The sequence below is a fragment of the Citrobacter sp. C13 genome, assembly GCF_014596815.2.
Taxonomy (GTDB): Bacteria; Pseudomonadota; Gammaproteobacteria; order Enterobacterales; family Enterobacteriaceae; genus Citrobacter; species Citrobacter portucalensis.
The window spans coordinates 1,947,230-1,973,062 of record NZ_CP115024.1; the positions used below are offsets into that span (position 1 = coordinate 1,947,230).

Below are 25,833 nucleotides of genomic sequence, written 5' to 3' on the forward strand. Positions count from 1 at the left end.
GAAGGATATTTTCAGCAGGGTGCTGGACAAGATGAGTCCAGGCTGAAGCAGGATTTCTAAAAAATAAAAACCATAAAATTCAGTGATATATTTTCTGTATGGTTTTTGTGGACTCAACCTGTCCATGTTGTGGTGGTTGCGGGAAGCAGCTTTATTACCAGTGCCTCATTACCCCCAAACAGTAAAGCCCACGACAGGGAGAGTGGGCTTAGCAAACAGGTATTCAGCGTGAAGGATTTACAACACGGCCGAGGGCAATGCGAAGCCGGGATATACCAGCTTTATAAGGTCCATCAGGAGATTCATTCGGGCAGTCAGGGAATCAAAGATAATGGGTGGGAGCTTAGCCCGACCTGCATTTTTTACATCGCTGGGTGTCACAGAGTAGCCTGCCTCGACCAGCCATGCAGCTATCTCCACACTGGTTTGTCGCTTTCTGTCGTCCGGCGTAAGCCCCCATTGATATTGAGCCAGGGCCCGCAGGAAAAGGCGAACAAGGACGTCATCGCTTCGATTTTGTCCTACTTTCAGTTTCAGAGGGGTAAAAATGTTTCTGCAATAGAGAAAATCACACCAGTCCTCCCAGTCGGATTCGTCTTTCAGGGTATGTGTCTGCCGCCAGTCATCAAAAAGCTGGCGTTGCTTAAGTGCCTGCGCTATATCATTCCACGGACGGGAATACATCAACAAATGGCCATCATTCATCGTTGGGGCGATCAGTTGGCGCTTAAAGTCGAACTCAAGATTTAACCGGATATCCGATTCAACGGCGACAAGGTCGCTTTCATTCAACCACATGTCACGGGTTGAAATGAGAGAGCCCCTGCGAAGCTTCTGACCCGGAGCCCTGTTAAGATAGAGGTCCACCATATAGCGGTTATAGTCGTCGCGTGGAATATCAGCAGGGGGTTTAACTCCTGCACGGGCGTGTACGATTGGGTAGCCTGCAAGTTCTTTATAGGTCAACTGTCCCCGGGTTTTCATGGCGACAAGTTGTCGGACCTGATGTTTACAGGTCAGCATAGACGAGCCCGGATCCGCAATGTCACATAACGCCTGAAAACGTGACGATAACGGACCAGACATATCGATATTCTCGGTAGAGGCATCTGTCAGAAAACCATCTGTAGTCACACTGACCACGGTTGTATTCGGGGGAAGTGTATTCATCAACTCGCCCACCACCGCGCGGACAAATCCCGTGACATGTGCAGCAAAGAATGGCTGGGTGACTGACGAAGGCGGCAGAGGGCTGTTCAGCCCACGGGCGGTATCAAATGCAGTCTTTGCGTGAAGACCCTGAGCAAGTTTTCCATACAAAGAATTTCCGATCTCTTTCCAGAATTTCTCCTCCAGAGACCCTTTATCATGGCGATTACGATTTTCGCGAACCTGTTGCACAAAGGGTAAAAACACGGAGCTTGCTGGTTTTGTCGGGGACGAGGCATTATCAGATTTATATTGACGCCATGGGATTATAATACCGTGCTGAATAGCTATTTCCGCACCCAGAGACAGTGCGAGGGCTATTTCCGGGGCGGTCGCCCAAGACTCGCCTGTCAAAGGGAAAAACAATCCGTACTGGTCGGTTCTGACAGGCAGACAGGGGTAGCGTACCATGTCGGGGAACCGAAAACTGACCAGCGCAAATCCCATGGTATGTCCGCAAAATTCCTCAGGATTTTGGCTCGTATAAAGATTGTCATAATCGGGTTGCAAAACATCTAACAGGCCAGTGGTGTATGCGCCTGCCAAATCGTAGTCATACCATTGGCTTTCAGGGGTGATGCCCATCATAAAGCACTCATTTCGACCGCCGTGATAGCAGTTGATGGCGAACGTCTCATAGAGTTCCCTTGCGGGTATACTCTGCGTCGATTTTAACGTTCTGAATCCATGAGTATCCGGATTCCAGCACTGTTGCGATATTGTCCGGGTACCCATACAGACTTCAGGAGACTGGCCGCTTTCCTTAATGGTCTTGAGAAACCGGGAAACAGCCATCGCACCAATCGTGGTGGGGACGCGCTCAATCATCAGACTTTCAGTGCAGAACGATTTCACCTGTAAGGCATAGCGCACGGCAATTTCGGCATCACGAACTGCATAAGCTTCGAAACCGCGTCGATCGCCTTTTAAATACTGGCGCATATCGCTGATTGAATAAGGTGCTGGGATGGTGAGTTTCGGCAGGCCAAGTAATTGGCCACATTCCGCCAGCCCCATCCCACCCGGCGTGATCAACAACGTATCGGTGAACGTCACATTGCTGCAACGGGGCGGGCTGGTCCGTTTATCAAACATGATTAGGCTGTTTTTTTCACGACGAGTTTCGACTTCATCAAAATCAATACCGTAGCGATTTTTAAAACTGCTGACAGTGCTGCGAATTCCTTTCAGCAGTATTTTGTGATCGCTCCAGAAATCGGAAAACGAGGCAACATCAGCCCGCAGGAAATGAGCATACAGCGTAATCGAACCCGGCCATTCGTTAATCTGCTCATTCTTCAATAGCGGCGTCAGGGTTTTCGCGAGAAAGTTTTTCAGCGACAGGCGATCTTTTTTGTGGGCGCTGGCGGGGTACAGGATTCCGGGAACACCCGTTCCATCAGGCAGCACGACATAACTCTGATAAGACAGAATGTCGTTTTGTTTTGTTGCAGGGTTATAGACGTATTCAGTGTCAAAGCCGATATCAAGATGTAACTGGCTGCTGACGTCCAGCCGTTTTTTTGATTTTTGCGGTATTAACGGGAAACTATCAAGTGTTTTAGCAGGTCTGGAGCCAGATTGCGTCACGCCAGCCGCATTCGCGAGCAGTGCATTCATGTCAAACATAAGTGTTTTTCTTATTCAGGTGAGCGGTGTCACTATCGACACCGCTAATTAAGGGGAAATCAGGCAAGGGCTGTGCGAATATCCGCAAAAAGTTGCTCTTTATGTCCATCATCAATGGTCGCGACGAATGAAACGAAGTTATCGTTTACCTTGATAACCACGCCATTCGGGGTCTTTTCTACCATCGGCAGGAGTCGCGAGGAGAGAAGGCAATTTGCATGTAACCAACGGAAGCGCATTGATTCATATTCGCGACCGCCAAGAGCGGTAGCCAGTTCCTGAAATGCATCATCAAGAGTGTCAGATTTGGCTGATTCACTGACGAGGGTGCCGCCATAGCGGTTAATCAGCATCAGGATAGCCTGCTCGTCTTTCTGAAACAGGCTGATGCCGTATACGAATCTCAGTCGGGCAATGCAGTGATTACCTTCGTAAATAGCCTCGTCAGACAGACCGCTTTTGAAAATGCTGGCATAGACGGTAAATGTGGCTTTCGCAGCCTCGTCCGAATCAAAATGCTCAATGTGCAGTGCGCGGCTTGCCCGGCCAATAAAGTACAGACGGTTTTCAACGATACCGATGCCACTGACATCAGAGACAGGGATGAGCTTATCGCTTGAGTTCACCAGGTAATCAGTGCTGAGTGTTGTTGAGGTTGTCATAATTTTTTCGCCTTATCAGGAAGTAATGTTATTAACGTGAAATTTGGATGTTCGTGAGTTGCTGCCGTTCCCAGGCCTCCACCTCAGCTATGGGAAAGCGGATGGCTCGACCCAGTCGGATAAACGGAGGGAGCTTGGTCGGGTTACGGGTGATGTCGCTGGCAATCGTGCTGGGTGAAATACCCCAGCGGGCGGCAAGTTGCCTGGAGTTGATATACATGAGTTGTGCTTCCTGTTCTCGGGTTTATTGAACCGGTTATTCGGTCCTGCAACTTGCTGCCGGGCCTGGCAGCAGTGCGCACATCAACGATATGCGCACAGCTAACCAATTTCATTCACAGCTCATATCGTCAATATTTTTTCTTATTGAACTAAAGTTTTTACTCATATTTATCAATAACCTGACTGGCAATGCTCTGCATTGCCGTGGTGTTGTGGAAAGCATAACGCCGGGTGACCGAGAGCGAATGATGATTCAGCAGGCGGGAGGTCATGTCGATGTCACCGGTTTCGTGCAGCACACGAGTCGCAAAGGTCCGGCGGAGATCATGTATACGTAAACCACTTATTCCAGCATCCCGGCATATACGGGAAAAGGTTCCACGCGGATAACCCAGTGGTCTGGTGGTATCTGTAATTTGCGGAAAGATATACGTTGTACTGAGTGCCAGTTGTTGTTGTTTTCGAATCAGATTAAAGGCAGGAGTTGCAAGTGGGCAGGTAAACGGGTGCCCCGATTTGGTATCGGGCAGGATCAGCTGATTCTGGTCAGGGTACCAATAATCCCAATTCAACGTACAGACTTCACCAATACGCATGCCGGTATAGAGCGCAAGTAGGATCGCATCGGCGGCCGGGGTTTGCAGGTTTTTTGCAGCGTCTATAAATAACCGGATCTCGGTGTCAGAAAGGGTGCGATAGCGAATATTATTTTCTTTAAGATAGCGAACGTGCCCCATTGGGGAGTGGGTGATCCAACCGGCTCTGACAGCAAGAGTGTATATTTTTGACAGAATGGCCAGAATGCGGTTGATGGTTGCCGGGCGCAATTGTTCTCGAAGGGATGCAGCATACAACTCTATTTCGCCAGCAGTAATATCGTGCAGCTGGCGGCTACCCCAACTGGGCAGGATATAGCGATGGAGTTTGGAAAGTTCAGACTGGGGGCTTTTTTTATACAAGCGCATATCAGGAAGCCACAGGCTATTAACAGCATGCTCAATAGTATGCGAATGTGATTGCATTTGAAGCCGGTGCTTATCAGTCAGCAGTTGTTGAACGTATTGACGGGCAGCATCCACACTGAGAAGAGGGAAAGTACCGAGGGTTTCGTAGATGCGTTTGTTTTTAATTGTACAGCGAAGGGCGAGTGTGATCCGTTTTGGATATACGAGTGCCCTGAGATGGGGACACAAAGTATCGCGGTATTCCTGACACCCGGCAGGTGGATGAGGTAGCTGAGACAGTGATTTATGGCTGAAGCGGATATCGATAATGGGCATTGTATCTCTCCTGTAAATTTTCAAGGAAAAATACACAATAATCATCTGTATGGCTTTCACAGCTCATCGTGTGAATTTTTACGGGAGAGAGGTCTGGTAAGTAAAAATGACAAAGCAGGCAATGACGTGCACCGTTCTATACAGTCATTGCTTCTGTGCTTATTTGTTTTTCGCCCTTTTGAGCAGTTTTTTTGTATATTCGGTCCTGCCCAGTGAGCTTATATTATTGGTTTTCGAGTTGAGATTTCTGGATGTGGATTTAAAATTAAGTGATCCTGTTATTTTCTCGTTGCTACCTTTAAGAAAAGAGATTAATTCATTAGCGGTAGGAGCCCATTTCGGGTTGATGAGCAAAGCTATATAAATATAGAGCTTACGAAAGAGTTGTTCAGTATCTTTTTTATAGCCTGTCAAATTGGCTTTGCCGAACGGGATCACATTTTTTACAATGAATTCATCAGGACAGGTAATCGTAATGTTGTATTGGTTTTTTGATATGACAGGGACCATTACGATATAAGGTAGTATCGCTAATGTAATTAACGGAATCATCTTATGATGATGAAGTTTAGTGGTACATATAATATCTTTGCGCTGCATGGAATCAAGAGTTGAAATGATTAAATGAAAATAATTTTTTGCACAAAAAATAGAGAATACCAGCCAGGAAACTCGCATGCGTTCCTCACGCTCCTTGCATTTATTGCACATTCCAACGTTCTCACGTTCGTTGCGGCTCTTAGCCTTAAGGAGCAGGTCTTTGGGAATGCTATTCAACCAGATTTCAGAAGTTAAATACTCAGTGACTGCTTTAGGATGTTCTTCTACGAATTTATTGAATGTATTAATGCCAGTTTTATTGTCAGGATAATCATGGAAGGTATGGGGATCCTGCATATCATCCAGTACATTCAGAAAAGAACGTAAAAGAGGGTGGGGAATATGATCATTAGCCCATCCCCTGTCTATGAATTTTTTTATCCGTCTTATTACTCTTCCAGGTATTCTATTCTGATACTCTGATTCATCAGCATAAATCTTTAGTGCTAATTGATAAAATTCCCGGCTTTGTTGCGTGCACCATTCTTTCAGAATAGCCACATCCTGAAAAAAACTAATCTGATTAGAGTTTTCGGCCAATGAGCTGATGACATCAACTATCCCACTGGCGGGTTTCATCTGCCTGTCGTTATTTTGATCAGTTACGGTCATCAAATTTAGCAAGCCTTCTTTAGAGAAGCGTTCACACAGGGCGTCAATATCCGGCTGATACTTTTCGAGAAGACTGGCATTTTTGGCGTCGCGGTTGGTAAGGCCCAGATAAGTTTCGAACATAGTTAAGCCCCTTGTGATGCAATGCCGAGTAGGGCGGCTGGTGAGAGTTAAGGGAGTATAACATTACCCCAACGGCAGTTTTACACCATAGTTTACATTGAGTCTATCCTGCTAATATCATTAGAATTTACAAGCTTGTAAGCATAAGGGCATCCGTAAGTCATCTGTCGGTATCAGGTGGACAATTCCCGTAAAGATACTGTGATTCAGGTGTGTCCAGGGGCGTTTCTTGAGGTATCATTTACCACAATTTTTTAGGATGCAAAGCCCTGCATCGCTAGCTTTTCTTCATACCAGGATGATTCATGAACGACAAAATCAGTCAGGACACGATCAACAAAGCCCTGTGGGCCGCGTGCGATACGTTCCGTGGCACCATCAGTGCTGACACCTATAAAGACTTTATCCTTACCATGCTGTTCCTCAAGTACATTTCAGATGTCTGGCAGGATCACTATGATGATTATAAAGAACAGTATGGTGATGCGCCGGAGCTGATTGAAGCCATGATGGCGAATGAGCGCTTTGTGTTGCCGAAAAGCGCCAGTTTTTACGCACTTTATGAGCGCCGTCATGAGCCGGGTAACGGTGAGCGTATCGATCAGGCATTGCATGCCATCGAAGAAGCCAACGGCACCAAACTGAAAGATGCCGGGAAAAGCGTGTTCCAGGATATTTCGTTTAACACCGATCGTCTTGGCGAAGAAAAACAGAAAAACACCATCCTGCGTCAGCTACTGGAAGACTTCGCCGGTGAAGATCTCAACCTGAAGCCGAGTCGTGTCGGTACGCTGGACGTTATCGGCAATGCTTACGAATACCTGATCAAAAACTTTGCCGCCAGCGGTGGGCAGAAAGCCGGGGAGTTCTATACCCCGCCGGAAGTTTCGGACCTGATTGCAGAACTGCTCGATCCGCAACCGGGTGATACCATCTGCGATCCAGCCTGTGGTTCCGGTTCATTATTGATGAAGTGTGGGCGTAAAATTGTCTCCGGGCATGATAGTCGTAACTATGCATTGTTCGGTCAGGAAGCGATCGGTTCTACGTGGTCGCTGGCGAAAATGAATATGTTCCTGCACGGGGAAGACAACCATAAAATCGAGTGGGGCGATACCATTCGTAACCCGAAGCTGCTCGATAAAAATGGCGACCTGATGCTGTTTGATATCGTGACCGCTAACCCACCGTTCAGCCTCGATAAGTGGGGCCATGACGAGGCCGAGAACGATAAGTTTGGCCGTTTTCGTCGCGGTGTACCGCCGAAGACTAAAGGAGATTACGCTTTTATCTCGCATATGATCGAAACCCTGAAACCGGGAACTGGCCGTATGGGCGTGGTGGTGCCACACGGTGTGCTGTTCCGTGGCTCCAGCGAAGGCAAAATTAGGCAGAAACTGATTGATGAAAATCTGCTGGATGCGGTGATTGGTCTACCAGAGAAATTGTTCTACGGTACGGGGATTCCTGCTGCGATTCTGATTTTCAAAAAGCAGAAAGTTGATGACAAGGTGCTGTTTATCGATGCCAGCCGTGAATTCAAGGCAGGTAAAAACCAGAACCAGCTTAGCGAAGAAAACATTAAGAAAATCGTCAAGACCTACCGTGATGGCGATAACGTCGAGAAATACGCCTATCTTGCCAGCCTGAAGGAGATTCAGGACAACGACTATAACCTCAATATCCCTCGTTATGTTGATACCTTTGAGGAAGAGGAAGAGATCGATTTGCTGGACGTTCGCGCTGAGCGGGAGGAATTGAAAACGGAACTGGCGAAACTGGAAACAGAGATGGCAGGTTATCTGAAGGAGTTGGGTTATGGCGTTTAATTACGAGATAAATCAACTAGAATTGATGCAGGCAAGAATTAAAAGCGTGCCTCACGGGTGGCAATTCACTTATGTAGGTAAGGCGTTTTGCATCCGTAATAACTTACGGAAGCCGATTAGCGAAGAAGAACGTAGTATGAGTCCGGGCAACTATCCTTATTACGGACCGACTAAGATCCAAGGTTATATTGGCACTTTTGAACAAGATGGAAGTTATGCTTTGATTGGAGAAGATGGTGATCACTTCCTGAAGTTTGAAAAACATTCAATGACGCAGTTGGTGGATGGGAAATGTACAGTTAATAACCATGCTCATATTATTGAAGGAACGAAAGAGGCCTCAAGAGAATGGTTTTACTACTATTTTATGCATAGGGACATTTTCAGTTTCTTGAGTCGGCAAGGGGCGGGTAGGTACAAGCTAAACAAAGCATCCCTTGAAAAAATGCCTTTGTTGCTCCCTCCTATCGTTGAGCAAAAGAAAATCGCCCAAATCCTGTCAACCTGGGATAACGCGATTTCAGTGACGGAAAAGCTGCTCGCCAATAGTCAGCGGCAGAAAAAAGCCCTGATGCAACAATTGCTTACCGGGAATAAACGGTTGCTGGATGAGAATGGGGTGAGGTTTAGTAGGGAGTGGAAACAAGTTGAACTTGGAGATGTTTTCGAAAAAGTGAGTAATGGACTTACTTATGATGCCAACAGTTTGGACGGATTACCTGTTACTCGTATTGAAACCATCTCTACTGGTAGAGTTAACTTTGAAAAAGTGGGCTGGGCACCTGATTGTGATAACACCAGACGCTTCAAACTCAATTTAGGCGATATCCTATATAGTCATATTAATAGCTTGGAACATATAGGTCGAGTGGCATATTTTAATGATGATAAACCCCTTTATCATGGTATGAATCTTCTCCTTCTCAGAACCAAAATGCAAAATAACAGTTTGTTTTTATTCCATCTTCTAAATTCACAAGTTGGAAAAAAATATGCTAAAACTTATGCCAAAAGTGCTGTAAACCAAGCAAGTATATCGACTACAGATATCAAAACTTTCAAAGTCTTTATACCTGAAAGATTAGAACAACAAAAAATCGCCTCCGTCCTGTCCGCTGCCGATGCTGAAATCTCCATCCTGGAGAAAAAACTCGCCTGCCTCAAAGACGAGAAAAAAGCGCTGATGCAGCAGTTACTGACCGGGAAACGTCGGGTGAAAGTGGATGAGGCGGTTGCCGTATGAAACTGACGAAAAGCGGGCCGCTGATTGACCGGGAAATCGACTGGCTGGAAGAGGTGTTGCTGAAATACGGCAATGATGACTCTGTACTCTGTTTCTCTGAGCTGGATGGCTTCCTGACGGCGGTTGTCTCTGGCCCGAATACGATTTCCCCTAATACCTGGCTCAGTGCTATCTGGGGGCGAGGTGATTACCACCCTCGCTGGACCACCGAAAAAGAGATGACGCGTTTTGTGGGGCTGTGTTTTCAGCATATGAACGATATCGCTGGTTGCCTTTATGACGCCCCTGAACTGTTTGAGCCGATTTTCAATGAGCGTGAGGTAAAGGGGGAAAAATATACCATTGTGGAAGAGTGGTGTTTTGGTTATATGAAAGGAAAGTCACTGGATGACTGGTCTGGTCTTCCCGGTGAGTTACGGCCTTCTCTGGAAGTGATCGCTCTTCATGGCGTGGAGAAGAATTTTCCTGTACTTGAGAAAATGACCGGAGAGCAGTTTGAGAAAAGTATTTCCCTTATTCAGCCTGCTGCACTGGCACTTTATCAGTACTGGTTGTCAGTGAGAATGTCAGAGGCATCATCCCGGCCTGTTCCAGTGAAGGGGGCAGAAAATATGCCCGGGCGAAATGACCCGTGTCCGTGTGGCAGCGGTAAAAAATTTAAGAAGTGCTGTCTGCATTGATGAATCTTCATGTGACCAGTAGCGAGTAGCGCCAGAAAGAAAAGGATTAATGATGAACCAGACGTACACGCCAAAATTCCAGGAAGAATACAGCGCCAAAATTCCGGCACTGACGTTACTGACCAGCCTCGGCTGGACGTTTTTATCTCCGAAACAGATTATGGATTACCGGGGCTATAAACAGGATGAGGTGGTGCTGCGTCCGGTTCTGCGTGAAGAGCTGTCGAAGCGTTCCTTTATGGCGGGTGGCAAAACCTGCCAGTTATCGGAAAAAGCACTGGATAACCTGATATCACAGGTCTGTTCTCCGGCGCTGAATGAAGGGCTGCTCAAAGCCAATGAACGGATGTATAACCATCTGCTCTACGGTATCGCCGTCACGGAGTTTGTCGATGGCAAGAAGGTCAACCCCACCATTGCGCTGATCGACTGGGAACATCCGAAAAATAACCAGTTCCATTTTACTGAAGAATTTACGGTATTGCGGTCAGGTGGTGTTGAAACCCGGAGGCCAGATATTGTCTGCTTTGTTAATGGTATCCCGCTGGCTGTTATTGAAGCGAAAAGCCCGGCTGGTCATGGCAAGAAAGGGCCAACCATTGACGAGGGGATATCCCAGAGTATCCGCAACCAATTCAACGATGAAATCCCGCAGCTGTTTGTCTACAGCCAGTTATTACTTTCGATTAACGGTCATGACGGGCGCTACGGTACCTGTCATACACCAATGAAATTCTGGGCGGCATGGCGCGAAGAAGATATTACTTACGCGCAGATGTATGCGCTGCGCAACCATAAGTTATCGACTGAACAAATTCATGCGTTGTTTGATCATCGTCCTTCAGTCGATCTCAAATGGTATCAACAGTTAATCGATGGGGGGGAACTGGCAGTCAGCGGGCAGGATAAGCTGCTCATCAGTCTGCTTTCACCGGAACGTCTGCTGGAGATGACCCGCTTCTTCACCCTGTTTGATAAAAAAACCGGAAAAATTGTTGCCCGCTATCAGCAGGTGTTCGGGATAAAAAGACTGCTGGAACGCATCAGTACCCGCAGACCAGACGGGGGCAGGGAAGGTGGGGTGATCTGGCATACCACGGGGTCAGGTAAATCTTACACCATGGTGTTCCTCAGCAAGGCGCTGATTCTTCATGACAGCCTGAAGCGGTGTCGTATCGTGGTGGTGACGGACCGTATCGATCTTGAAGAACAGCTCAGCAATACCTTTGCATCCGGCGGCGAGTTGGCCGGGAAAAAAGACAAAGCCAATGCAATGGCGACATCCGGGCAGATGCTGGCGAAACAGATTGGCTCCGGTAAAGAACGCATCATTTTCACCCTAATCCAGAAATTTAATTCAGCGACAAAACTTCCTGAATGCGTCAATACCAGCCCCGATATCATCGTTCTGATTGATGAAGGACACCGTAGCCAGGGTGGTGAGAACCATGTGCGAATGAAACTGGCACTGCCGAACGCCGCCTTTGTGGCATTTACTGGTACGCCATTGCTAAAAGAAGATAAGACCACCAATAAATTCGGACCGATTGTCCACGCTTATACCATGCAGCGAGCGGTAGAAGATAAAGCCGTTACACCTTTGCTGTATGAAGAACGTATTCCCGACCTTGAGGTTAACGATCGGGCAATAGATGCCTGGTTTGATCGTATTACCGATGGGTTAAGCGAAGCGCAAAAAGCCGACCTTAAGCGTAAATATGCCCGTAAAGGTGAGGTTTATAGTGCAGATGATCGCATCCGTCTGATCGCACTCGATATCGCCACGCACTTCTCGAAGAATATTGATGAGGGACTGAAAGGCCAGCTTGCCTGCGACAGCAAGATTTCCGCCATCAAATATAAAAAGTATCTTGATGAAGCCGGGTTGTTTGAGTCAGCTGTAGTTATCAGCCCGCCGGATACCCGGGAAGGGAATACTGAGGTGGATGAAAGCAAACTGCCGGAAGTGACGAAATGGTGGAAAGATAACGTCGGCACGCAGGATGAGTCTGTGTATACCCGCAATATCATCAGTCGTTTCGATACCGATGAGAAGCTCAAATTGCTGATAGTCGTTGATAAACTGCTCACCGGGTTTGATGAGCCGAAGAATACCGTGCTGTATATCGACAAGCCGCTTAAGTCCCACAACCTTATCCAGGCGATTGCGCGGGTGAACCGACTGCATCCACTAAAAAAGTTCGGTCTGCTGATTGATTATCGCGGTATTCTGGCTGAGCTGGACACGACTATCGGCAAATATCAGGACCTCGCCTCCCGAACTCAGGGCGGATACGACATCAAAGATATTGACGGGCTGTACAGCGCCATGAGCTCTGAATACAAGCGCCTGCCGCATCTGTATAACCAGCTGTGGGCCATATTTGCTGGTGTCAAAAACAAAAATGATACTGAGCAGTTACGTGCGGTACTGGTGCCTAAAATGGAAGAACGTGACGGAGAGATGGTCGATATCCATCAGAAAACCCGTGATGATTTCTTCGAGGCGTTAACGGCCTTTGCCGGATGCCTGAAAGTGGCACTGCAGTCCGCTACCTTCTTCACCGACAAGAGCTTTACGGAACAAGACCGAAATCTCTATAAAGAAACCGTAAAACAGATGTCCAGCCTGCGCCAGTGGGCGATGCAGGTCAGTGGAGAGCAGGTCAATTATGACGACTACGCGGAGCAGGTGAAAAAACTGCTGGATAAGCATGTCACCGGCGTTGAGGTTCGTGAACCGGATGGCGTGTATGAAGTCGGTAAAATGGGCAAGAGCGAAAAGCCCTCAGAGTGGGACAACAATAAAACCCGCAATGAAACCGACATCATTAAAACCCGCGTGACGAAGATGATTGAGCAGGAATTGCGTGATGACCCGTATGCTCAGGAGGCATTTTCAAAACTCCTGCGTATGGCTATCGAAGAGGCTGAAAAACTGTTTGACCATCCGCTGAAACAGTACCTTTTGTTCCGTGAATTTGAAGAACAGGTTGAAGCCCGTAAGCTCAGCGATATCCCGGATGCACTGGCGGTAAACAAGCATGCTCAGGCGTATTACGGTGTATTTAAAAAAGAGCTACCTGAGGTTTTTGCGGTAAACGACGTTCAGGTGCAGGATAAGTGGACGAAGCTGGCTTTTGAAGTGGACAACATTATCGTCAAAGCGGTGGCAGAAAACTCCCTGAACCCACAGGATATTGAAAAAGCCGTTAAGACAAGTCTTTTGCCGCTGCTGTTTACGGCCTGCCGGGAGATGGGTGCCGGAATGAATCAGGTAAACCGTATCGTGGAAAACATCATCCAGATCCTGCGTGTTGGTTTGATGAAATCATGAGTGAAAAAGAGTCGCCAGCAATGAAAACGTTACGCATTGTTTATGGTGATGAGGTCATCGTCGTACAGTGTGTTCCGCGTCAGGTCGTAAAGGGCAGGGTGCTCATCAAGGTGCATCCCGACTGCCGGGTAGTGGCCTCTGTACCGCCAGAAACACCGGAGCACGAGGTGTTGTCTGCGCTGAAAAAACGAGGGCGCTGGATATACCAGCAACTGCGTGATTTCAGGGAGCAACAGACACACATTGTTCCGCGTCAGTATGTCAGCGGAGAAAGCCATTATTATCTCGGTAAGCAATATCAGTTGAAAGTGACAGAAGACGCTACTGTGCCGCAACGAGTGAAAATGTTGCGTGGGCGTCTGGAAGTGACTGTCAGACACAAATCGGCAGAAAAGATTAAAGCCTTGCTGGCTGAATGGTATCGGGAACGTGCCAGAGATGTTTTTCAGCGCAGGCTTGATTTACTGATTCCGCAGACCCTTTGGGTTAGTGAGCGTCCGCCGATACGTTTGCGAGCGATGCAAACGCAATGGGGAAACTGTTCTGCGAAAGGTTGTCTGACCCTGAATCCATGGCTGGTTAAGACATCCTCAGAATGTATCGATTATGTCTTGCTACATGAGTTATGTCATGTTGCTGAGCACAACCATAGTGAGGAGTTTTACCGCTTGATGGGGCAGGTTATGCCGGGGTGGGAAAAGGTCAAGAAGCGACTGGATGGTATGGCTGGGATGTTGTTGGCGGATATGTGATTTTGGGGCTAATTTTCATTTAGGGAAGGTGCGAATAAGCAGGTCATTTCTTCCCAAGCTGACTCGCTGATTAAAATTTCGCGGATCTGGGCCGATTTTTTTCCCGCAAACACATCGAATCAGCCTATTTAGGCTATTTTTTCCACCATTTCTGGCGTTATTTCCGGTTTTTACTGAGATCTCTCCCACTGACGTATCATTTGGTCCACCCGAAACAGGTTGGCCAGGGTGAATAACATCGCCAGTTGGTTATCGTTTTTCAGCAGCCCCTTGTATCTGGCTTTCACGAAGCCGAACTGCCGCTTGATGATGCGAAACGGGTGCTCCACCCTGGCACGGATGCTGGCTTTCATGTATTCGATGTTGATGGCCGTTTTGTTCTTGCGCGGATTCTGCTTCAAGGTTTTTACCTTGCCGGGACGCTCGGCGATCAGCCAGTCCACATCCACCTCGGCCAGCTCCTCGCGCTGTGGCGCTCCTTGGTAGCCGGCATCGGCTGAGACAAATTGCTCCTCTCCATGAAGCAGATTACCCAGCTGATTGAGGTCATGCTCGTTGGCCGCGGTGGTGACCAGGCTGTGGGTCAGGCCACTCTTGGCATCGACACCAATGTGGGCCTTCATGCCAAAGTGCCACTGATTGCCTTTCTTGGTCTGATGCATCTCCGGATCGCGTTGCTGCTCTTTGTTCTTGGTAGAGCTGGGTGCCTCAATGATGGTGGCATCCACCAAAGTGCCTTGGGTCATCATGACGCCTGCTTCGGCCAGCCAGCGATTGATGGTCTTGAACAATTGACGGGCCAGTTGATGCTGCTCGAGCAGGTGGCGGAAATTCATGATGGTGGTGCGATCCGGCAGGGCGCTATCCAGGGATAATCGGGCAAACAGGCGCATGGAGGCGATTTCGTACAGGGCATCTTCCATGGCACCGTCGCTCAGGTTGTACCAATGCTGCATGCAGTGAATACGCAGCATGGTCTCCAGCGGATAGGGCCGTCGGCCATTGCCCGCCTTGGGATAAAACGGCTCGATGACAGCGGTCATATTCTGCCATGGCAAAATCTGCTCCATGCGGGAGAGGAAAATCTCTTTTCGGGTCTGACGGCGCTTAGTGCTGAATTCACTATCGGCGAAGGTGAGTTGATGGCTCATGATGTCCCTCTGGGATGCGCTCCGGATGAATATGATGATCTCATATCAGGAACTTGTTCGCACCTTCCTTAGTGCTTCGGCGAAAATTCCGATTAACCTTCGCCATCTTTCCCTATAAAACAATGCTGTAGCATGTCATTCGCTATTAACCGGCAATATTAATGATTTGCTTCAGAATGATTTCATTTAAACTGTGACTGAATTATCGATTATTCATCCGAACAGGCAATATTTGTGACTGATATTGGATTTATGGATCATTTTCTTGAAGCATGGAATCGATTCCATATATCGTAGTTCTAACGGGCGCAGAGGCAGTGATTGGAGAGCCCCGTAACCCAAATCCCCTACATTTATTCATGTCGTACGGATGGAAAACTATACATATGAAGAATACCAGAGCGTTTTTTAAAACAACCCTTATTGCTGCCAGCTTATCTTTGATTTCTTTCACCTCTCAGGCTGCCGATATCAGTTCCCGAAACCTGAAAATGCCTATTGTTAACGCGATTGACCACCCCCAAGGAATCGGTGCCAAAGTTTTTGTTGATGAAGTGGCTAAACACTCAGACAACAAAATTAAGATTAAAATTTTCCCTAACGGCACGCTGGGTGGCGAGCAACAAGTCGCTTCCGCCATGCAAGGGGGCACAATTGAAATCTCCATGATGTCACCGGCGCAAATTGTCGGCACTATCCCGGAGTTTGTGGCTTTGGATTTCCCGTTCTCGTTTAAAAATACCGCACAAGCGGACGCTGTTTTAGACGGTCCGTTTGGACAGAAACTGCTGGATTACATGCCAGCAAAAGGGTGGGTGGGATTGGCCTATATGGAACAGGGCTACCGTAGTATCAGTAATAACAAACACCCGATCACAAAACTGGAAGATGTGAAAGGATTGAAGATCCGTACCATTCTTAACCCGCTGTATGTCGACATGTTTAATGCGCTGGGTGCAAACGCAGTGCCGCTGCCGATGCCGGAACTTTACACCGCCATGGAAACCCGCACGGTCGATGGCCAGGAAAACCCGGAAACGTCTGTTGATGCCAACAAATACTATGAAGTTCAGAAGTATTTCAGCGGCACTCGTCATATCTATAACCCACAGTTGCTGATGGTCAGTAAAAAGCTGTGGGACAAGCTGTCTGACGATGAGAAGAAAATCTTCAAAGATGCGTCAATTGTGGCCCGTGATGCTCAGCGTAAGGCCGCTCGTGATATGACCGAAGTTTCCCGTAAGAACCTGATTGAAAAAGGTATGCAGCTCAATGAATTGTCACCGGAAGAAATCGAACGCATGCGTGTTGCTGTCGAGCCAGTGACACAAAAATATGCGGCGAAGCTGGATCCGGCACTGCTCAAGCAATTCAAGGATGAGCTCGAAAGAACAAAAGACTTGTAATTTATCTCTTCAGCGGCGCGTTTGCTTTCGCGCCGCTTGCAGGTTTTCGTTCAAGGAAAATACTCCATGGCAACCCTAGAAAAATATATTCTCCGCATTATCAACTTTATCATCGTTTTTTGCCTGGCCTCTATGATGTTAATGGTCTTTGTTAACGTCGTTCTGCGATACGGATTTAATTCAGGCATTACTTTTTCCGAAGATGTCTCACGACTGTTTTTCGTCTGGTTGACATTTTTAGGGGCTATCGCCGCGATGAAAGATGGTACTCACATTCGGGTCGATTCTCTGGTTGAAAAAATGCCTCGCTGGGGAAAGCAGGCCTGTGAATTAGTCGGCAACGCGTTGATATTGTTCGTATGCTGGCTCCTGTTTCAAGGGGGTTGGCAGCAAACTGTCATTAATATCGACACCGTTTCGCCGGTCACTGGCTGGCCGATGGCTGTATTGTATGTAACCAGCGTTGTCGCCAGCATTGGTATTGCACTTTACGCATTTAAAAACATTATTTGTCTTTTCCTCAACAGCAAACATTAATCTGAGGATACGTTAAACATGACAGTCCTTATTTTCCTTGGGATCCTGCTGAGCGCTATTGCTATCGGCATTCCTATTTCTTTTGCGCTGTTTCTGAGTGGTGTCGGTTTGATGTGGCATCTCGATCTGTTTGATGCGCAGTTAATTGCGCAAAACTCAGTAGATGGCACAAACAATTTCGTTCTGCTTGCTGCGCCGTTCTTTATGCTGGCGGGGGAGTTTATGAACGCCGGTGGCCTGTCACGGCGCATTGTTCGTATGGCGCTGGCACTGGTTGGTCACATTCCTGGCGGACTGGGTTACGTTGCTGTATTCGCCGCGATCCTGATGGCCAGTCTTTCTGGTTCGGCGCTGGCTGATACCACCGCACTGGCCGCCATGCTGTTACCGATGATGCGCGAAGCCGGGTACAACCTGAACCGCTCTGCGGGGCTAATTGCCTGTGGTGGCGTCATCGCGCCGGTTATTCCTCCCAGTATTGGTTTGATTCTGTTCGGTGTTGCGGCTCAGGTTTCCATCACCAAACTGTTTATGGGAGGTATCGTACCGGGGATCCTGATGGGGTGCAGCATTCTGATTACCTGGTGGTTTGTCTCCCGTCGTGACAAGGTTGTCACGTTCGAAAAACCTACCCGTGCAGAAGTGTGTCAGGCCTTTAAAGAAGGCATCTGGGCGATGATCCTGCCATTCATCATTCTGTTTGGTCTTAAATTTGGCATTTTCACACCGACGGAAGCCGGGGTTGTTGCTGCCGTATACGCACTGTTTGTCGGCAAATTTATATACAAAGAGCTGAAATTTAGCGATCTGTATGGCTTGTTCCTGAATGCCGGGAAAATGACCGCTGTCGTCATGTTCCTCGTTGGCGGAGCGATGGTCACCTCATGGTTGATCACGGTAGCTGATTTACCGGGTGAGCTAATCACCTTGCTTGAGCCATTTATGGACCATCCAACCCTGTTCCTGCTGATTCTGGTCACGCTGTTGTTTGTTATCGGCACCGCAATGGATCAGACGCCAATTATCCTGATTCTGGCGCCGGTACTGATGCCGGTGGTGAAAGCTGTGGGTATCGATCCCATCTACTTCGGGGTGATCTTTGTGATGATTACCGCGCTGGGACTGATTACCCCGCCTGTGGGCACATCCCTGAATGCCGTCTGTAGTGTAGGGAAACTCAAGATAGGTGACGTGACCTGGGGGATGATGCCATTCCTGCTGGCTGAATTTCTGGTCGTCGTTCTGCTGATTATCTTCCCCGCACTGGTGACGGTTCCACTCGAATGGTTTAGTTAATTAACGGCTGTGTTATTCCGTGTTTCTACATGCTAACCGGCAATAACACATGGATAAAAACCCTGAGATAACAGCCCATTATGTCTGTCGTCTCAGGGCGTTGAGTCTTTATGGAGTACGATTACTGTGACAGTGAACCTTATATCCCCACGTAATACCCATAATAATCTGGATCTGGTCACTATTGGTGAAGCCATGGCGATGTTTGTTGCCGATGAGTATGGCGATTTGGCAGATGCGGAACACTTCACGAAACGCATCGCTGGCGCGGAGATGAATGTGGCTACCGGCATCGCCAGAACAGGACTTCGGGCAGGTTGGGTAAGCAGAGTCGGTAATGATGCGTTTGGTCGCTATGTTCTGAACTGCCTGGCAAAAGAAGGCATCAATTTTCAGCAGGTCACGACCGATACGGGGTACTCCACTGGGTTTCAAATCAAGTCACGGGAAAAAGAAGGAATGGATCCTGTTGTGCAGTATTTTCGCAAAAATTCTGCCGCCAGCCATCTTTCGCTGGCCGATTTTTCCGCCGACTATTTTCTCTCTGCGCGCCACCTTCATCTGACGGGGGTTGCTGCCGCACTCTCGGAAAGTGTTCTGGCGCTGTGCCACCATGCCGCTGATACGATGATTGCCGCCGGGAAAAGCGTCTCTTTTGACCCCAATCTGCGGCCCGTATTGTGGCGTGATACAGCCACGATGGTGAATACCTTAAATGCCCTGGCTTTTAAGGCAACGCTGGTGATGCCCGGCCTGGGAGAAGGGAAGATACTCACCGGCCTCGAGCATCCGGAAGCGATTGCCGATTTTTACCTTAAGCAGGGTGTGAAGGCCGTGGTCATTAAACTTGGGCCCCAGGGCGCATGGTTTAAATCTGCCGATGGCGAGCAGGCAACCATTCCGGGTTTTCCGGTCACGAACGTTGTGGATACGGTCGGTGCCGGAGACAGCTTTGCGGTTGGTGTACTGAGCGGATTAATTGAAGGAAAAAACCTATCTGAAGCCGTGCGACGAGGCAATCTTCTGGGGTCTCTGGCCGTTCAGGTATCGGGTGATAGCGAGGGACTACCTAATCGCGAAAAGTTAAATTTACTTGAACAGGAGAGTGCTCATTGAAACCTGCCATCGTATTGTACAAACGTATACCGGATGCGTTGTACCACAAACTGGAAAGCTATTTTGAGGTGCGCTTTTTCGATGGGATCAACGACACGAATCGGGACGCAGTAAAAGCAGCTCTACAGGATGCCCAGGGGATGATCGGTGCCAGTGTGCCGGTTCGTGACGCATTACTGGATTGTGCACCCCATCTGAAAGCCATTTCAACAATCTCCGTCGGCGTCGATCAATTTGATATTCATGACCTGACACGGCGCGGTATTTTGCTGATGCATACCCCGTCTGTATTAACCGAAACGACCGCAGATACAATTTTTATGCTGTTGATGATGGCTGCTCGCCGAGCCAGCGAACTGGCAGAATGGGTGAAAGCCGGAAACTGGACGAGAAGCATTGATGCGTCAATGTACGGTGTGGACGTCAATCATAAGACGATAGGTATTGTCGGCATGGGCCGTATTGGTGCCGCCCTGGCGCGTCGGGCGAATGCCGGATTTGGTATGCAGGTGTTATACGTCAACGAAACGACACATAGCGAAGTGGAACAACATTACGGAGCACGTCGTTGCCCGTTGGATCAGTTGCTGGCAGAAGCAGACTTTGTCTGTCTGACGTTACCGCTGACACCGCAGACAGAAAAAATGATCGACGCTCGCAGCCTGGCACAAATGAAATCCGGCGCAATCCTGGTCAACGGTGCCAGAGGCAAAATTGTGGATCAGCAGGCGCTAATTCATGCGTTAAAACAGGGTGTTATCCGCGCCGCGGGACTTGATGTCTTTGAAACCGAACCGTTGCCTGCCGACTCGGAACTGTTGCAATTACCCAATGTTGTCGCGTTACCGCACATTGGTTCTGCGACTCATGAAACCCGTTACAACATGGCAGCCTGCGCCGTCGATAATCTGATTACCGCCTTAACCGGTACGGTCACGCAAAATGGGTACAATCTGCACCAACTGGTTCAGCGATAACCGACTGTCCGAATAAAGAAAGCATTAACCATTTTGCCAGGATGAGTGTCCTGGGATGGCATTAGCAAAACGACGTTAAGAATCAGTGTCGCTAAGCCCTCAGAGGCACCTTTGAACAATACGGATATGACTTCAGGGCGTTTGTAGATAATGACGAGAAAAGTACCTATGGAACCCGCACCGCGCCCTACCATTAAAGATGTTGCCAAAACGGCGCAGACAGGAAAAACCAGCATTTCACGTTATTTAAATGGTGAAAAACATCTTCTCTCTGCGGCGCTGCTGGCACGGATTGAAAAAGCCATTGCCGACCTTGGTTACCGCCCAAGCCTGATGGCGCGCGGTTTAAAGCATGGGCGAAGTCGTCTTATTGGTCTGCTTATCGCCGATATTACCAATCCCTATTCGATCGATGTTCTCAGCGGCATAGAAGCAGCATGCCGTAAAAATGGATTTACCCCACTGATTTGTAATGCCAATAATGAGGGCGTTCAGGAGCAACACTATCTCGATTTACTGCTCAGTTATCAGGTTGAAGGGATGGTAGTCAACGCGATACACATGCCTGAGGATATGCTGAACCGTCTTAAGCAGTCGGCGCTACCGATGGCGCTGATTGACCGTAAGATCCCCCATTTCATCTGTGACAGGGCCGCTCTGGACAATGATCAGGCAACAACGCTGGCAACCGAACACCTTGTCACACAAGGATTTGAAGCCATTCTTTTTCTGAGTGAGCCGATCGGGACCGTCAATACCCGTCGCGAACGCCTGGATTACTTCAATGCCACTCTCGCCCGTTATCCTGAGATTGTGGCGGACAGTGCCGAAATACCCCTGACACAAGGCGACCTTCTTGATGACACATTGCGTCAGTTTCATACCCGTTACCGTGGCATGCGCAAAGCGGTTATTTCCGCTAACGGCGCCTTAACGTTACAGGTTGCCCGCTCCCTGAAACGTATTGGTCTGCAATGGGGGAGCGATATCGGCTTGCTGGGATTTGACGAACTGGAATGGGCTGAACTGGCAGGCGTTGGTATCACCACACTTAAACAGCCCACGTGGCAAATTGGTTATGCTGCCGCCGAACAGGTTCTCCGGCGTATTGACGGTGCCAGAGGCCCCGTCAATGAACAGTTATTTCCTGGTGAATTACTGGTGCGCGGTTCAACGGTCTGTTAGCTTTCGTTTATAACAGTCAACACGGGTGAAATATAACCTTTCTGGGATCGATTCCATTTAGTGCAAAAATCAGGTTTTGGAAGCAACGGAACGGTGGTAATCGCTGAATCGCCACAGGCTTAAGGAAGGTGCGAATAAGCAGGTCATTTCTTCCCAAGCTGACTCGCTGATTAAAATTTCGCGGATCTGGGCCGATTTTTTTCCCGCAAACACATCGAATCAGCCTATTTAGGCTATTTTTTCCACCATTTCTGGCGTTATTTCCGGTTTTTACTGAGATCTCTCCCACTGACGTATCATTTGGTCCACCCGAAACAGGTTGGCCAGGGTGAATAACATCGCCAGTTGGTTATCGTTTTTCAGCAGCCCCTTGTATCTGGCTTTCACGAAGCCGAACTGCCGCTTGATGATGCGAAACGGGTGCTCCACCCTGGCACGGATGCTGGCTTTCATGTATTCGATGTTGATGGCCGTTTTGTTCTTGCGCGGATGCTGCTTCAAGGTTTTTACCCTGCCGGGACGCTCGGCGATCAGCCAGTCCACATCCACCTCGGCCAGCTCCTCGCGCTGTGGCGCTCCTTGGTAGCCGGCATCGGCTGAGACAAATGTAAGCGTGCAGCAAGAACCGTATTGACGGGGATGTGTTATTCAGTCGGCAGTGCTACGCGCCAGGGGAGCAGTTCGCCGACCCGGTTTATCGGCCAGTCGGCTATGACGTCAAGGACATAGCGGAGGTAGCTTTCTGGCTCCACTCCGTTCAGTTTGCACGTCCCGATCAGGCTGTACAGCAGCGCTCCCCGCTCTCCTCCATGATCCGAACCGAAGAACAGGTAGTTTTTGCGGCCCAGACTGACCATCCGCAGCGCATTTTCAGCGATGTTATTGTCCGCCTCAGCCCAGCCATCATCTGCATAGTACGTCAGCGCCGGCCACTGGTTCAAGGCGTATGCGAACGCTTTCGCCAGTTCTGAGTGTCGCGACAGGGTTTTCATCTTTTCACGCAGCCAGCTTTCCAGGGATTTCAGCAGCGGTTTCGTTTTCAACTGACGTTCGGCAAGGCGCTGCTCCGCCGTCATTCCCCTTATCTCTGCCTCGATGGCGTACAGTTCGCCGATCCGTTTCAGCGCTTCCTCCGTCAGGGCTGACGGGGTGCGAACGTGCACATCGTGGATTTTACGGCGGGCGTGAGCCCAACAGGCGGCTTCCGTTATCCGACCATCCCGGTACAGCTCGTTGAACCCAGCGTATGCATCCGCCTGCAGTACACCACTGAACCCCGCAAGATGGGTCTGCGGATGGATGCCTTTTCTGTCCGGGCTGTAAGCGAACCACACCGCCGGCGCCAGCGTTGACCCGGCGTTACGGTCGTCACGAACGTAGGTCCATAACCGCCCGGTCTTCGTTTTCTTATTGCCTGGCAACAGCACCGGGACAGGCGTGTCATCAGCATGGAGCTTACCGTCAGTCAGCACATAGTCCTGAAGCGCTTCTTCCAGCGGTGACAGTAGCCGGCAGCATGCATCCACCCAGCCCGACAGCAGTGAACGACTCAGCTCCACGCCCTGGCGGCCGTATATTTCAGACTGGCGGTACAGCGGGGTGTGCTCTGCATACTTTGAGATCAGCACGCGGGCCAGCAGCCCCGGTCCTGCGATACCCCGCTCGATGGGCCGTGAAGGCGCGGGGGCCTGCACGATGGCATCGCACTGAGTACAGGCATGCTTTTCACGTACAGTCCGGATAACCCGGAAGGCGTTGCGCATCAGCTCCAGCTGTTCGGCGGCATCCTCACCCAGATAGCTCAGCGAGCCTCCACATTCCGGGCAGCATGACGCTGCCGGCAGTAGTCGTTTTTCATCGCGGGGGAGTGATTCGGGGAACGGTTTGCGGGTGCGGGTTTGACGCAGCGGGCGCTGCACGGCCGGGTCGTCAACCCGACCGGTAAGGGTATCACTTTCTTTCTGAAGTGCCTTCAGGTCAGCTTCCATCTGTGCGATACGACGGGAGACTTTTTCGGAGCGGCTGCCGAAGTTCATCCGGCGCAGCTTATCCAGCTGTGCCTGCAGATGGTCTATTTCGCGTTCACGCTCGTTCAGCTTTTCCAGCAGGGCACGGTTCAGCGCCTCCTGTTCGGCAAGGGGACGTTTCAGTGCATTGATATCGTCAGGAAGTGAGCTGCTCATACCGGGTATATTACCAGGCTCATTCAGCGTCGACCAGGATAAAGAGGCTTACAACATAGTCAGGGACGTAAGCAGTCTTTTAGGCTGCCGCCAGTCGATACCTTCAAGGAGCATCGCCAGCTGTGCCGGTGTGAGGAACACTTTGCCATCCCGGGCTGACGGCCAGGCGAAGCGGCCGCGCTCCAGCCGTTTGGTCAGCAGACACAGTCCATCGCCGGTAGACCAGAGGAGCTTTATCTGACTGCCATTACGCCCACGGAAGATAAAAACGTGACCTGACATCGGATCGTCTTTCAGCGTCGTCTGCACCTTTGCCGCCAGGCCGTTGAAGCCGTTTCTCATATCGGTGATGCCAGCGACCAGCCAGATCTTTGTCCCTGATGGTAATGGGATCAACGTTTGAGCTCCCGTATCAGCAGGTTCAGGATATTTTCGCTGATGGCACCATTCAGACGGAGTGATCCGTGCCGGAACGTTACTTCACAGCTGATATTGAGTGATTCAGGTGCCGCAGCAGCTACAGGTTGTGACCGGGGGGAGGTTGTAGGGACAACATCTTCGGCATCAAGTGTTATCGGGAGCAGCTCAGGCACGTTGTTTTCTGTTGTTGAAGGAGGACGTAGTTTTCCTTCGCGCCAGTACTGGCGCCACTTGAACAGCAAATTATCGTTGATCCCATGCTCACGAGCGAGTTGCGCTACGGAGATCTCTGGTAGATGCGAGAGTTCAACCATTTTGATTTTGAACTCAACGGGATAATTAGGGCTTTTTTTACGCACTGCGGTTAATGATTTCATGGATAGCGTCCACCATATTTGGTGTCCACTATCCTCTCAGGAATATCAGGATCTGCCAGACGGTGCTGAGACGACGCTTACAGACAAATTGCTCCTCTCCATGAAGCAGATTACCCAGCTGATTGAGGTCATGCTCGTTGGCCGCGGTGGTGACCAGGCTGTGGGTCAGGCCACTCTTGGCATCGACACCAATGTGGGCCTTCATGCCAAAGTGCCACTGATTGCCTTTCTTGGTCTGATGCATCTCCGGATCGCGTTGCTGCTCTTTGTTCTTGGTAGAGCTGGGTGCCTCAATGATGGTGGCATCCACCAAAGTGCCTTGGGTCATCATGACGCCTGCTTCGGCCAGCCAGCGATTGATGGTCTTGAACAATTGACGGGCCAGTTGATGCTGCTCGAGCAGGTGGCGGAAATTCATGATGGTGGTGCGATCCGGCAGGGCGCTATCCAGGGATAATCGGGCAAACAGGCGCATGGAGGCGATTTCGTACAGGGCATCTTCCATGGCACCGTCGCTCAGGTTGTACCAATGCTGCATGCAGTGAATACGCAGCATGGTCTCCAGCGGATAGGGCCGTCGGCCATTGCCCGCCTTGGGATAAAACGGCTCGATGACAGCGGTCATATTCTGCCATGGCAGAATCTGCTCCATGCGGGAGAGGAAAATCTCTTTTCGGGTCTGACGGCGCTTAGTGCTGAATTCACTATCGGCGAAGGTGAGTTGATGGCTCATGATGTCCCTCTGGGATGCGCTCCGGATGAATATGATGATCTCATATCAGGAACTTGTTCGCACCTTCCCTAGGCGATTGGCACACGCGTCCTAACAACCGTAATGTTGAGCCTGATTTGCTCAGTCATTGGTTGATTGACCGTGGTGTGCCCATATGCTCCCCCTATACTCAAACTATAGGGCAGGATCGTCTACCGGGGTGGGGTCAGTCCAACTATAGGGCAGGATCGTCTACCGGGGTGGGGTCAGTCCATTACTAACTGACAGTTGTACC

20 protein-coding genes and 2 pseudogenes are annotated in these 25,833 nt (G+C 49.4%); 11 read left to right on the forward strand and 11 right to left on the reverse strand.

Annotated features, from left to right (window positions below; all coding sequences use genetic code 11):
- Positions 1–237: 237 nt before the first annotated feature.
- The 5 genes from IB222_RS09205 to IB222_RS09225 form a co-directional block, all read right to left on the reverse strand.
- Positions 238–2,829, reverse strand: coding sequence for a DNA polymerase (locus IB222_RS09205; protein WP_223240805.1), 2,592 nt, complete (start codon positions 2,827–2,829; stop codon positions 238–240).
- 68 nt (positions 2,830–2,897) lie between these two features.
- Positions 2,898–3,500, reverse strand: coding sequence for a hypothetical protein (locus IB222_RS09210; protein ID WP_149384299.1), 603 nt, complete (start codon positions 3,498–3,500; stop codon positions 2,898–2,900).
- Between the two features lie 31 nt (positions 3,501–3,531).
- A complete protein-coding gene (locus IB222_RS09215; protein ID WP_071701764.1) occupies positions 3,532–3,720 on the reverse strand; it encodes a helix-turn-helix domain-containing protein in 189 nt (62 codons plus the stop codon).
- 160 nt (positions 3,721–3,880) lie between these two features.
- On the reverse strand, positions 3,881–5,002 hold the full coding sequence (locus IB222_RS09220; RefSeq protein WP_023314381.1) for a site-specific integrase: 1,122 nt from the start codon (positions 5,000–5,002) through the stop codon (positions 3,881–3,883).
- A 159-nt stretch (positions 5,003–5,161) separates the two neighbouring features.
- The gene (locus IB222_RS09225; protein WP_149384298.1) at positions 5,162–6,337 is read right to left on the reverse strand and encodes a hypothetical protein; all 1,176 of its coding nucleotides are present in this window, start codon (positions 6,335–6,337) and stop codon (positions 5,162–5,164) included.
- Positions 6,338–6,642: 305 nt separating this feature from the next.
- Between IB222_RS09225 and IB222_RS09230 the strand changes: the two genes are divergently transcribed.
- Genes IB222_RS09230 through IB222_RS09250 form a run of 5 tightly spaced genes read left to right on the forward strand, consistent with a single transcriptional unit; the run spans position 6,643 to position 14,178 of the window.
- Positions 6,643–8,166, forward strand: a complete 1,524-nt coding sequence (locus tag IB222_RS09230; RefSeq protein ID WP_149384297.1) for a type I restriction-modification system subunit M — start codon at positions 6,643–6,645, stop codon at positions 8,164–8,166.
- A complete protein-coding gene (locus IB222_RS09235) occupies positions 8,156–9,409 on the forward strand; it encodes a restriction endonuclease subunit S (RefSeq protein ID WP_149384296.1) in 1,254 nt (417 codons plus the stop codon). Before IB222_RS09230 ends, IB222_RS09235 begins: the two co-directional genes overlap by 11 nt.
- A complete protein-coding gene (locus IB222_RS09240) occupies positions 9,406–10,089 on the forward strand; it encodes a YecA family protein (protein ID WP_149384295.1) in 684 nt (227 codons plus the stop codon). The genes IB222_RS09235 and IB222_RS09240 overlap by 4 nt, the downstream gene beginning before the upstream one ends.
- 52 nt (positions 10,090–10,141) lie before the next feature.
- Positions 10,142–13,426 (forward strand): type I restriction endonuclease subunit R, encoded by a 3,285-nt coding sequence (locus tag IB222_RS09245; RefSeq protein ID WP_149384345.1) that lies wholly within the window; start codon positions 10,142–10,144, stop codon positions 13,424–13,426.
- On the forward strand, positions 13,423–14,178 hold the full coding sequence (locus IB222_RS09250; RefSeq protein ID WP_149384294.1) for a SprT family zinc-dependent metalloprotease: 756 nt from the start codon (positions 13,423–13,425) through the stop codon (positions 14,176–14,178). Before IB222_RS09245 ends, IB222_RS09250 begins: the two co-directional genes overlap by 4 nt.
- A gap of 170 nt (positions 14,179–14,348) precedes the next feature.
- Here the strand turns inward: IB222_RS09250 and IB222_RS09255 are convergent, their stop codons facing one another.
- Entirely contained in the window at positions 14,349–15,329 is a 981-nt protein-coding gene (locus IB222_RS09255) for an IS5-like element ISKpn26 family transposase (RefSeq protein ID WP_000019448.1), read from the reverse strand.
- A gap of 272 nt (positions 15,330–15,601) precedes the next feature.
- Between IB222_RS09255 and IB222_RS09260 the strand changes: the two genes are divergently transcribed.
- From IB222_RS09260 to IB222_RS09285, 6 genes are all read left to right on the forward strand, one after another.
- The gene (locus IB222_RS09260; RefSeq protein ID WP_223240947.1) at positions 15,602–16,735 is read left to right on the forward strand and encodes a TRAP transporter substrate-binding protein; all 1,134 of its coding nucleotides are present in this window, start codon (positions 15,602–15,604) and stop codon (positions 16,733–16,735) included.
- Between the two features lie 66 nt (positions 16,736–16,801).
- Positions 16,802–17,272 carry a TRAP transporter small permease gene (locus IB222_RS09265; RefSeq protein WP_119174345.1) on the forward strand — a complete coding sequence of 157 codons (471 nt, stop codon included), beginning with the start codon at positions 16,802–16,804 and terminating at the stop codon, positions 17,270–17,272.
- 18 nt (positions 17,273–17,290) lie between these two features.
- Positions 17,291–18,568 carry a TRAP transporter large permease subunit gene (locus IB222_RS09270; RefSeq protein WP_149385184.1) on the forward strand — a complete coding sequence of 426 codons (1,278 nt, stop codon included), beginning with the start codon at positions 17,291–17,293 and terminating at the stop codon, positions 18,566–18,568.
- 195 nt (positions 18,569–18,763) lie between these two features.
- Entirely contained in the window at positions 18,764–19,684 is a 921-nt protein-coding gene (locus IB222_RS09275; protein WP_240437931.1) for a sugar kinase, read from the forward strand.
- Complete coding sequence (locus tag IB222_RS09280; protein ID WP_119174343.1) at positions 19,681–20,661, forward strand: NAD(P)-dependent oxidoreductase; 981 nt, start codon at positions 19,681–19,683, stop codon at positions 20,659–20,661. The genes IB222_RS09275 and IB222_RS09280 overlap by 4 nt, the downstream gene beginning before the upstream one ends.
- Before the next feature lie 168 nt (positions 20,662–20,829).
- Complete coding sequence (locus tag IB222_RS09285; protein ID WP_149385183.1) at positions 20,830–21,846, forward strand: LacI family DNA-binding transcriptional regulator; 1,017 nt, start codon at positions 20,830–20,832, stop codon at positions 21,844–21,846.
- A gap of 270 nt (positions 21,847–22,116) precedes the next feature.
- On the opposite strand, the pseudogene IB222_RS09290 reads toward IB222_RS09285, so the two are convergent.
- The 5 genes and pseudogenes from IB222_RS09290 to IB222_RS09310 form a co-directional block, all read right to left on the reverse strand.
- Positions 22,117–22,452, reverse strand: a pseudogene (locus tag IB222_RS09290) (transposase); the annotation flags it as partial.
- 38 nt (positions 22,453–22,490) lie between these two features.
- On the reverse strand, positions 22,491–24,029 hold the full coding sequence (locus tag IB222_RS09295; protein ID WP_149385182.1) for an IS66-like element ISEc22 family transposase: 1,539 nt from the start codon (positions 24,027–24,029) through the stop codon (positions 22,491–22,493).
- Positions 24,030–24,077: 48 nt separating this feature from the next.
- On the reverse strand, positions 24,078–24,425 hold the full coding sequence (gene tnpB, locus IB222_RS09300; RefSeq protein ID WP_004196919.1) for an IS66 family insertion sequence element accessory protein TnpB: 348 nt from the start codon (positions 24,423–24,425) through the stop codon (positions 24,078–24,080).
- Positions 24,422–24,826: a transposase gene (locus tag IB222_RS09305; protein ID WP_348925892.1), complete on the reverse strand. Its 405-nt coding sequence runs from the start codon at positions 24,824–24,826 to the stop codon at positions 24,422–24,424. Before IB222_RS09305 ends, tnpB begins: the two co-directional genes overlap by 4 nt.
- A gap of 82 nt (positions 24,827–24,908) precedes the next feature.
- Positions 24,909–25,559, reverse strand: a pseudogene (locus IB222_RS09310) (IS5-like element ISKpn26 family transposase); the annotation flags it as partial.
- Positions 25,560–25,833 lie beyond the last annotated feature (274 nt).

Coding starts and splice junctions, on each gene's coding strand:
- IB222_RS09205 (WP_223240805.1), bottom strand. CDS start 2,829: ATGAATGCACTGCTCGCGAATGCGGCTGGCGTGACGCAATCTGGCTCC.
- IB222_RS09210 (WP_149384299.1), bottom strand. CDS start 3,500: ATGACAACCTCAACAACACTCAGCACTGATTACCTGGTGAACTCAAGC.
- IB222_RS09215 (WP_071701764.1), bottom strand. CDS start 3,720: ATGTATATCAACTCCAGGCAACTTGCCGCCCGCTGGGGTATTTCACCC.
- IB222_RS09220 (WP_023314381.1), bottom strand. CDS start 5,002: ATGCCCATTATCGATATCCGCTTCAGCCATAAATCACTGTCTCAGCTA.
- IB222_RS09225 (WP_149384298.1), bottom strand. CDS start 6,337: ATGTTCGAAACTTATCTGGGCCTTACCAACCGCGACGCCAAAAATGCC.
- IB222_RS09230 (WP_149384297.1), top strand. CDS start 6,643: ATGAACGACAAAATCAGTCAGGACACGATCAACAAAGCCCTGTGGGCC.
- IB222_RS09235 (WP_149384296.1), top strand. CDS start 8,156: ATGGCGTTTAATTACGAGATAAATCAACTAGAATTGATGCAGGCAAGA.
- IB222_RS09240 (WP_149384295.1), top strand. CDS start 9,406: ATGAAACTGACGAAAAGCGGGCCGCTGATTGACCGGGAAATCGACTGG.
- IB222_RS09245 (WP_149384345.1), top strand. CDS start 10,142: ATGAACCAGACGTACACGCCAAAATTCCAGGAAGAATACAGCGCCAAA.
- IB222_RS09250 (WP_149384294.1), top strand. CDS start 13,423: ATGAGTGAAAAAGAGTCGCCAGCAATGAAAACGTTACGCATTGTTTAT.
- IB222_RS09255 (WP_000019448.1), bottom strand. CDS start 15,329: ATGAGCCATCAACTCACCTTCGCCGATAGTGAATTCAGCACTAAGCGC.
- IB222_RS09260 (WP_223240947.1), top strand. CDS start 15,602: ATGGAATCGATTCCATATATCGTAGTTCTAACGGGCGCAGAGGCAGTG.
- IB222_RS09265 (WP_119174345.1), top strand. CDS start 16,802: ATGGCAACCCTAGAAAAATATATTCTCCGCATTATCAACTTTATCATC.
- IB222_RS09270 (WP_149385184.1), top strand. CDS start 17,291: ATGACAGTCCTTATTTTCCTTGGGATCCTGCTGAGCGCTATTGCTATC.
- IB222_RS09275 (WP_240437931.1), top strand. CDS start 18,764: ATGGCGATGTTTGTTGCCGATGAGTATGGCGATTTGGCAGATGCGGAA.
- IB222_RS09285 (WP_149385183.1), top strand. CDS start 20,830: ATGGAACCCGCACCGCGCCCTACCATTAAAGATGTTGCCAAAACGGCG.
- IB222_RS09295 (WP_149385182.1), bottom strand. CDS start 24,029: ATGAGCAGCTCACTTCCTGACGATATCAATGCACTGAAACGTCCCCTT.
- IB222_RS09305 (WP_348925892.1), bottom strand. CDS start 24,826: ATGAAATCATTAACCGCAGTGCGTAAAAAAAGCCCTAATTATCCCGTT.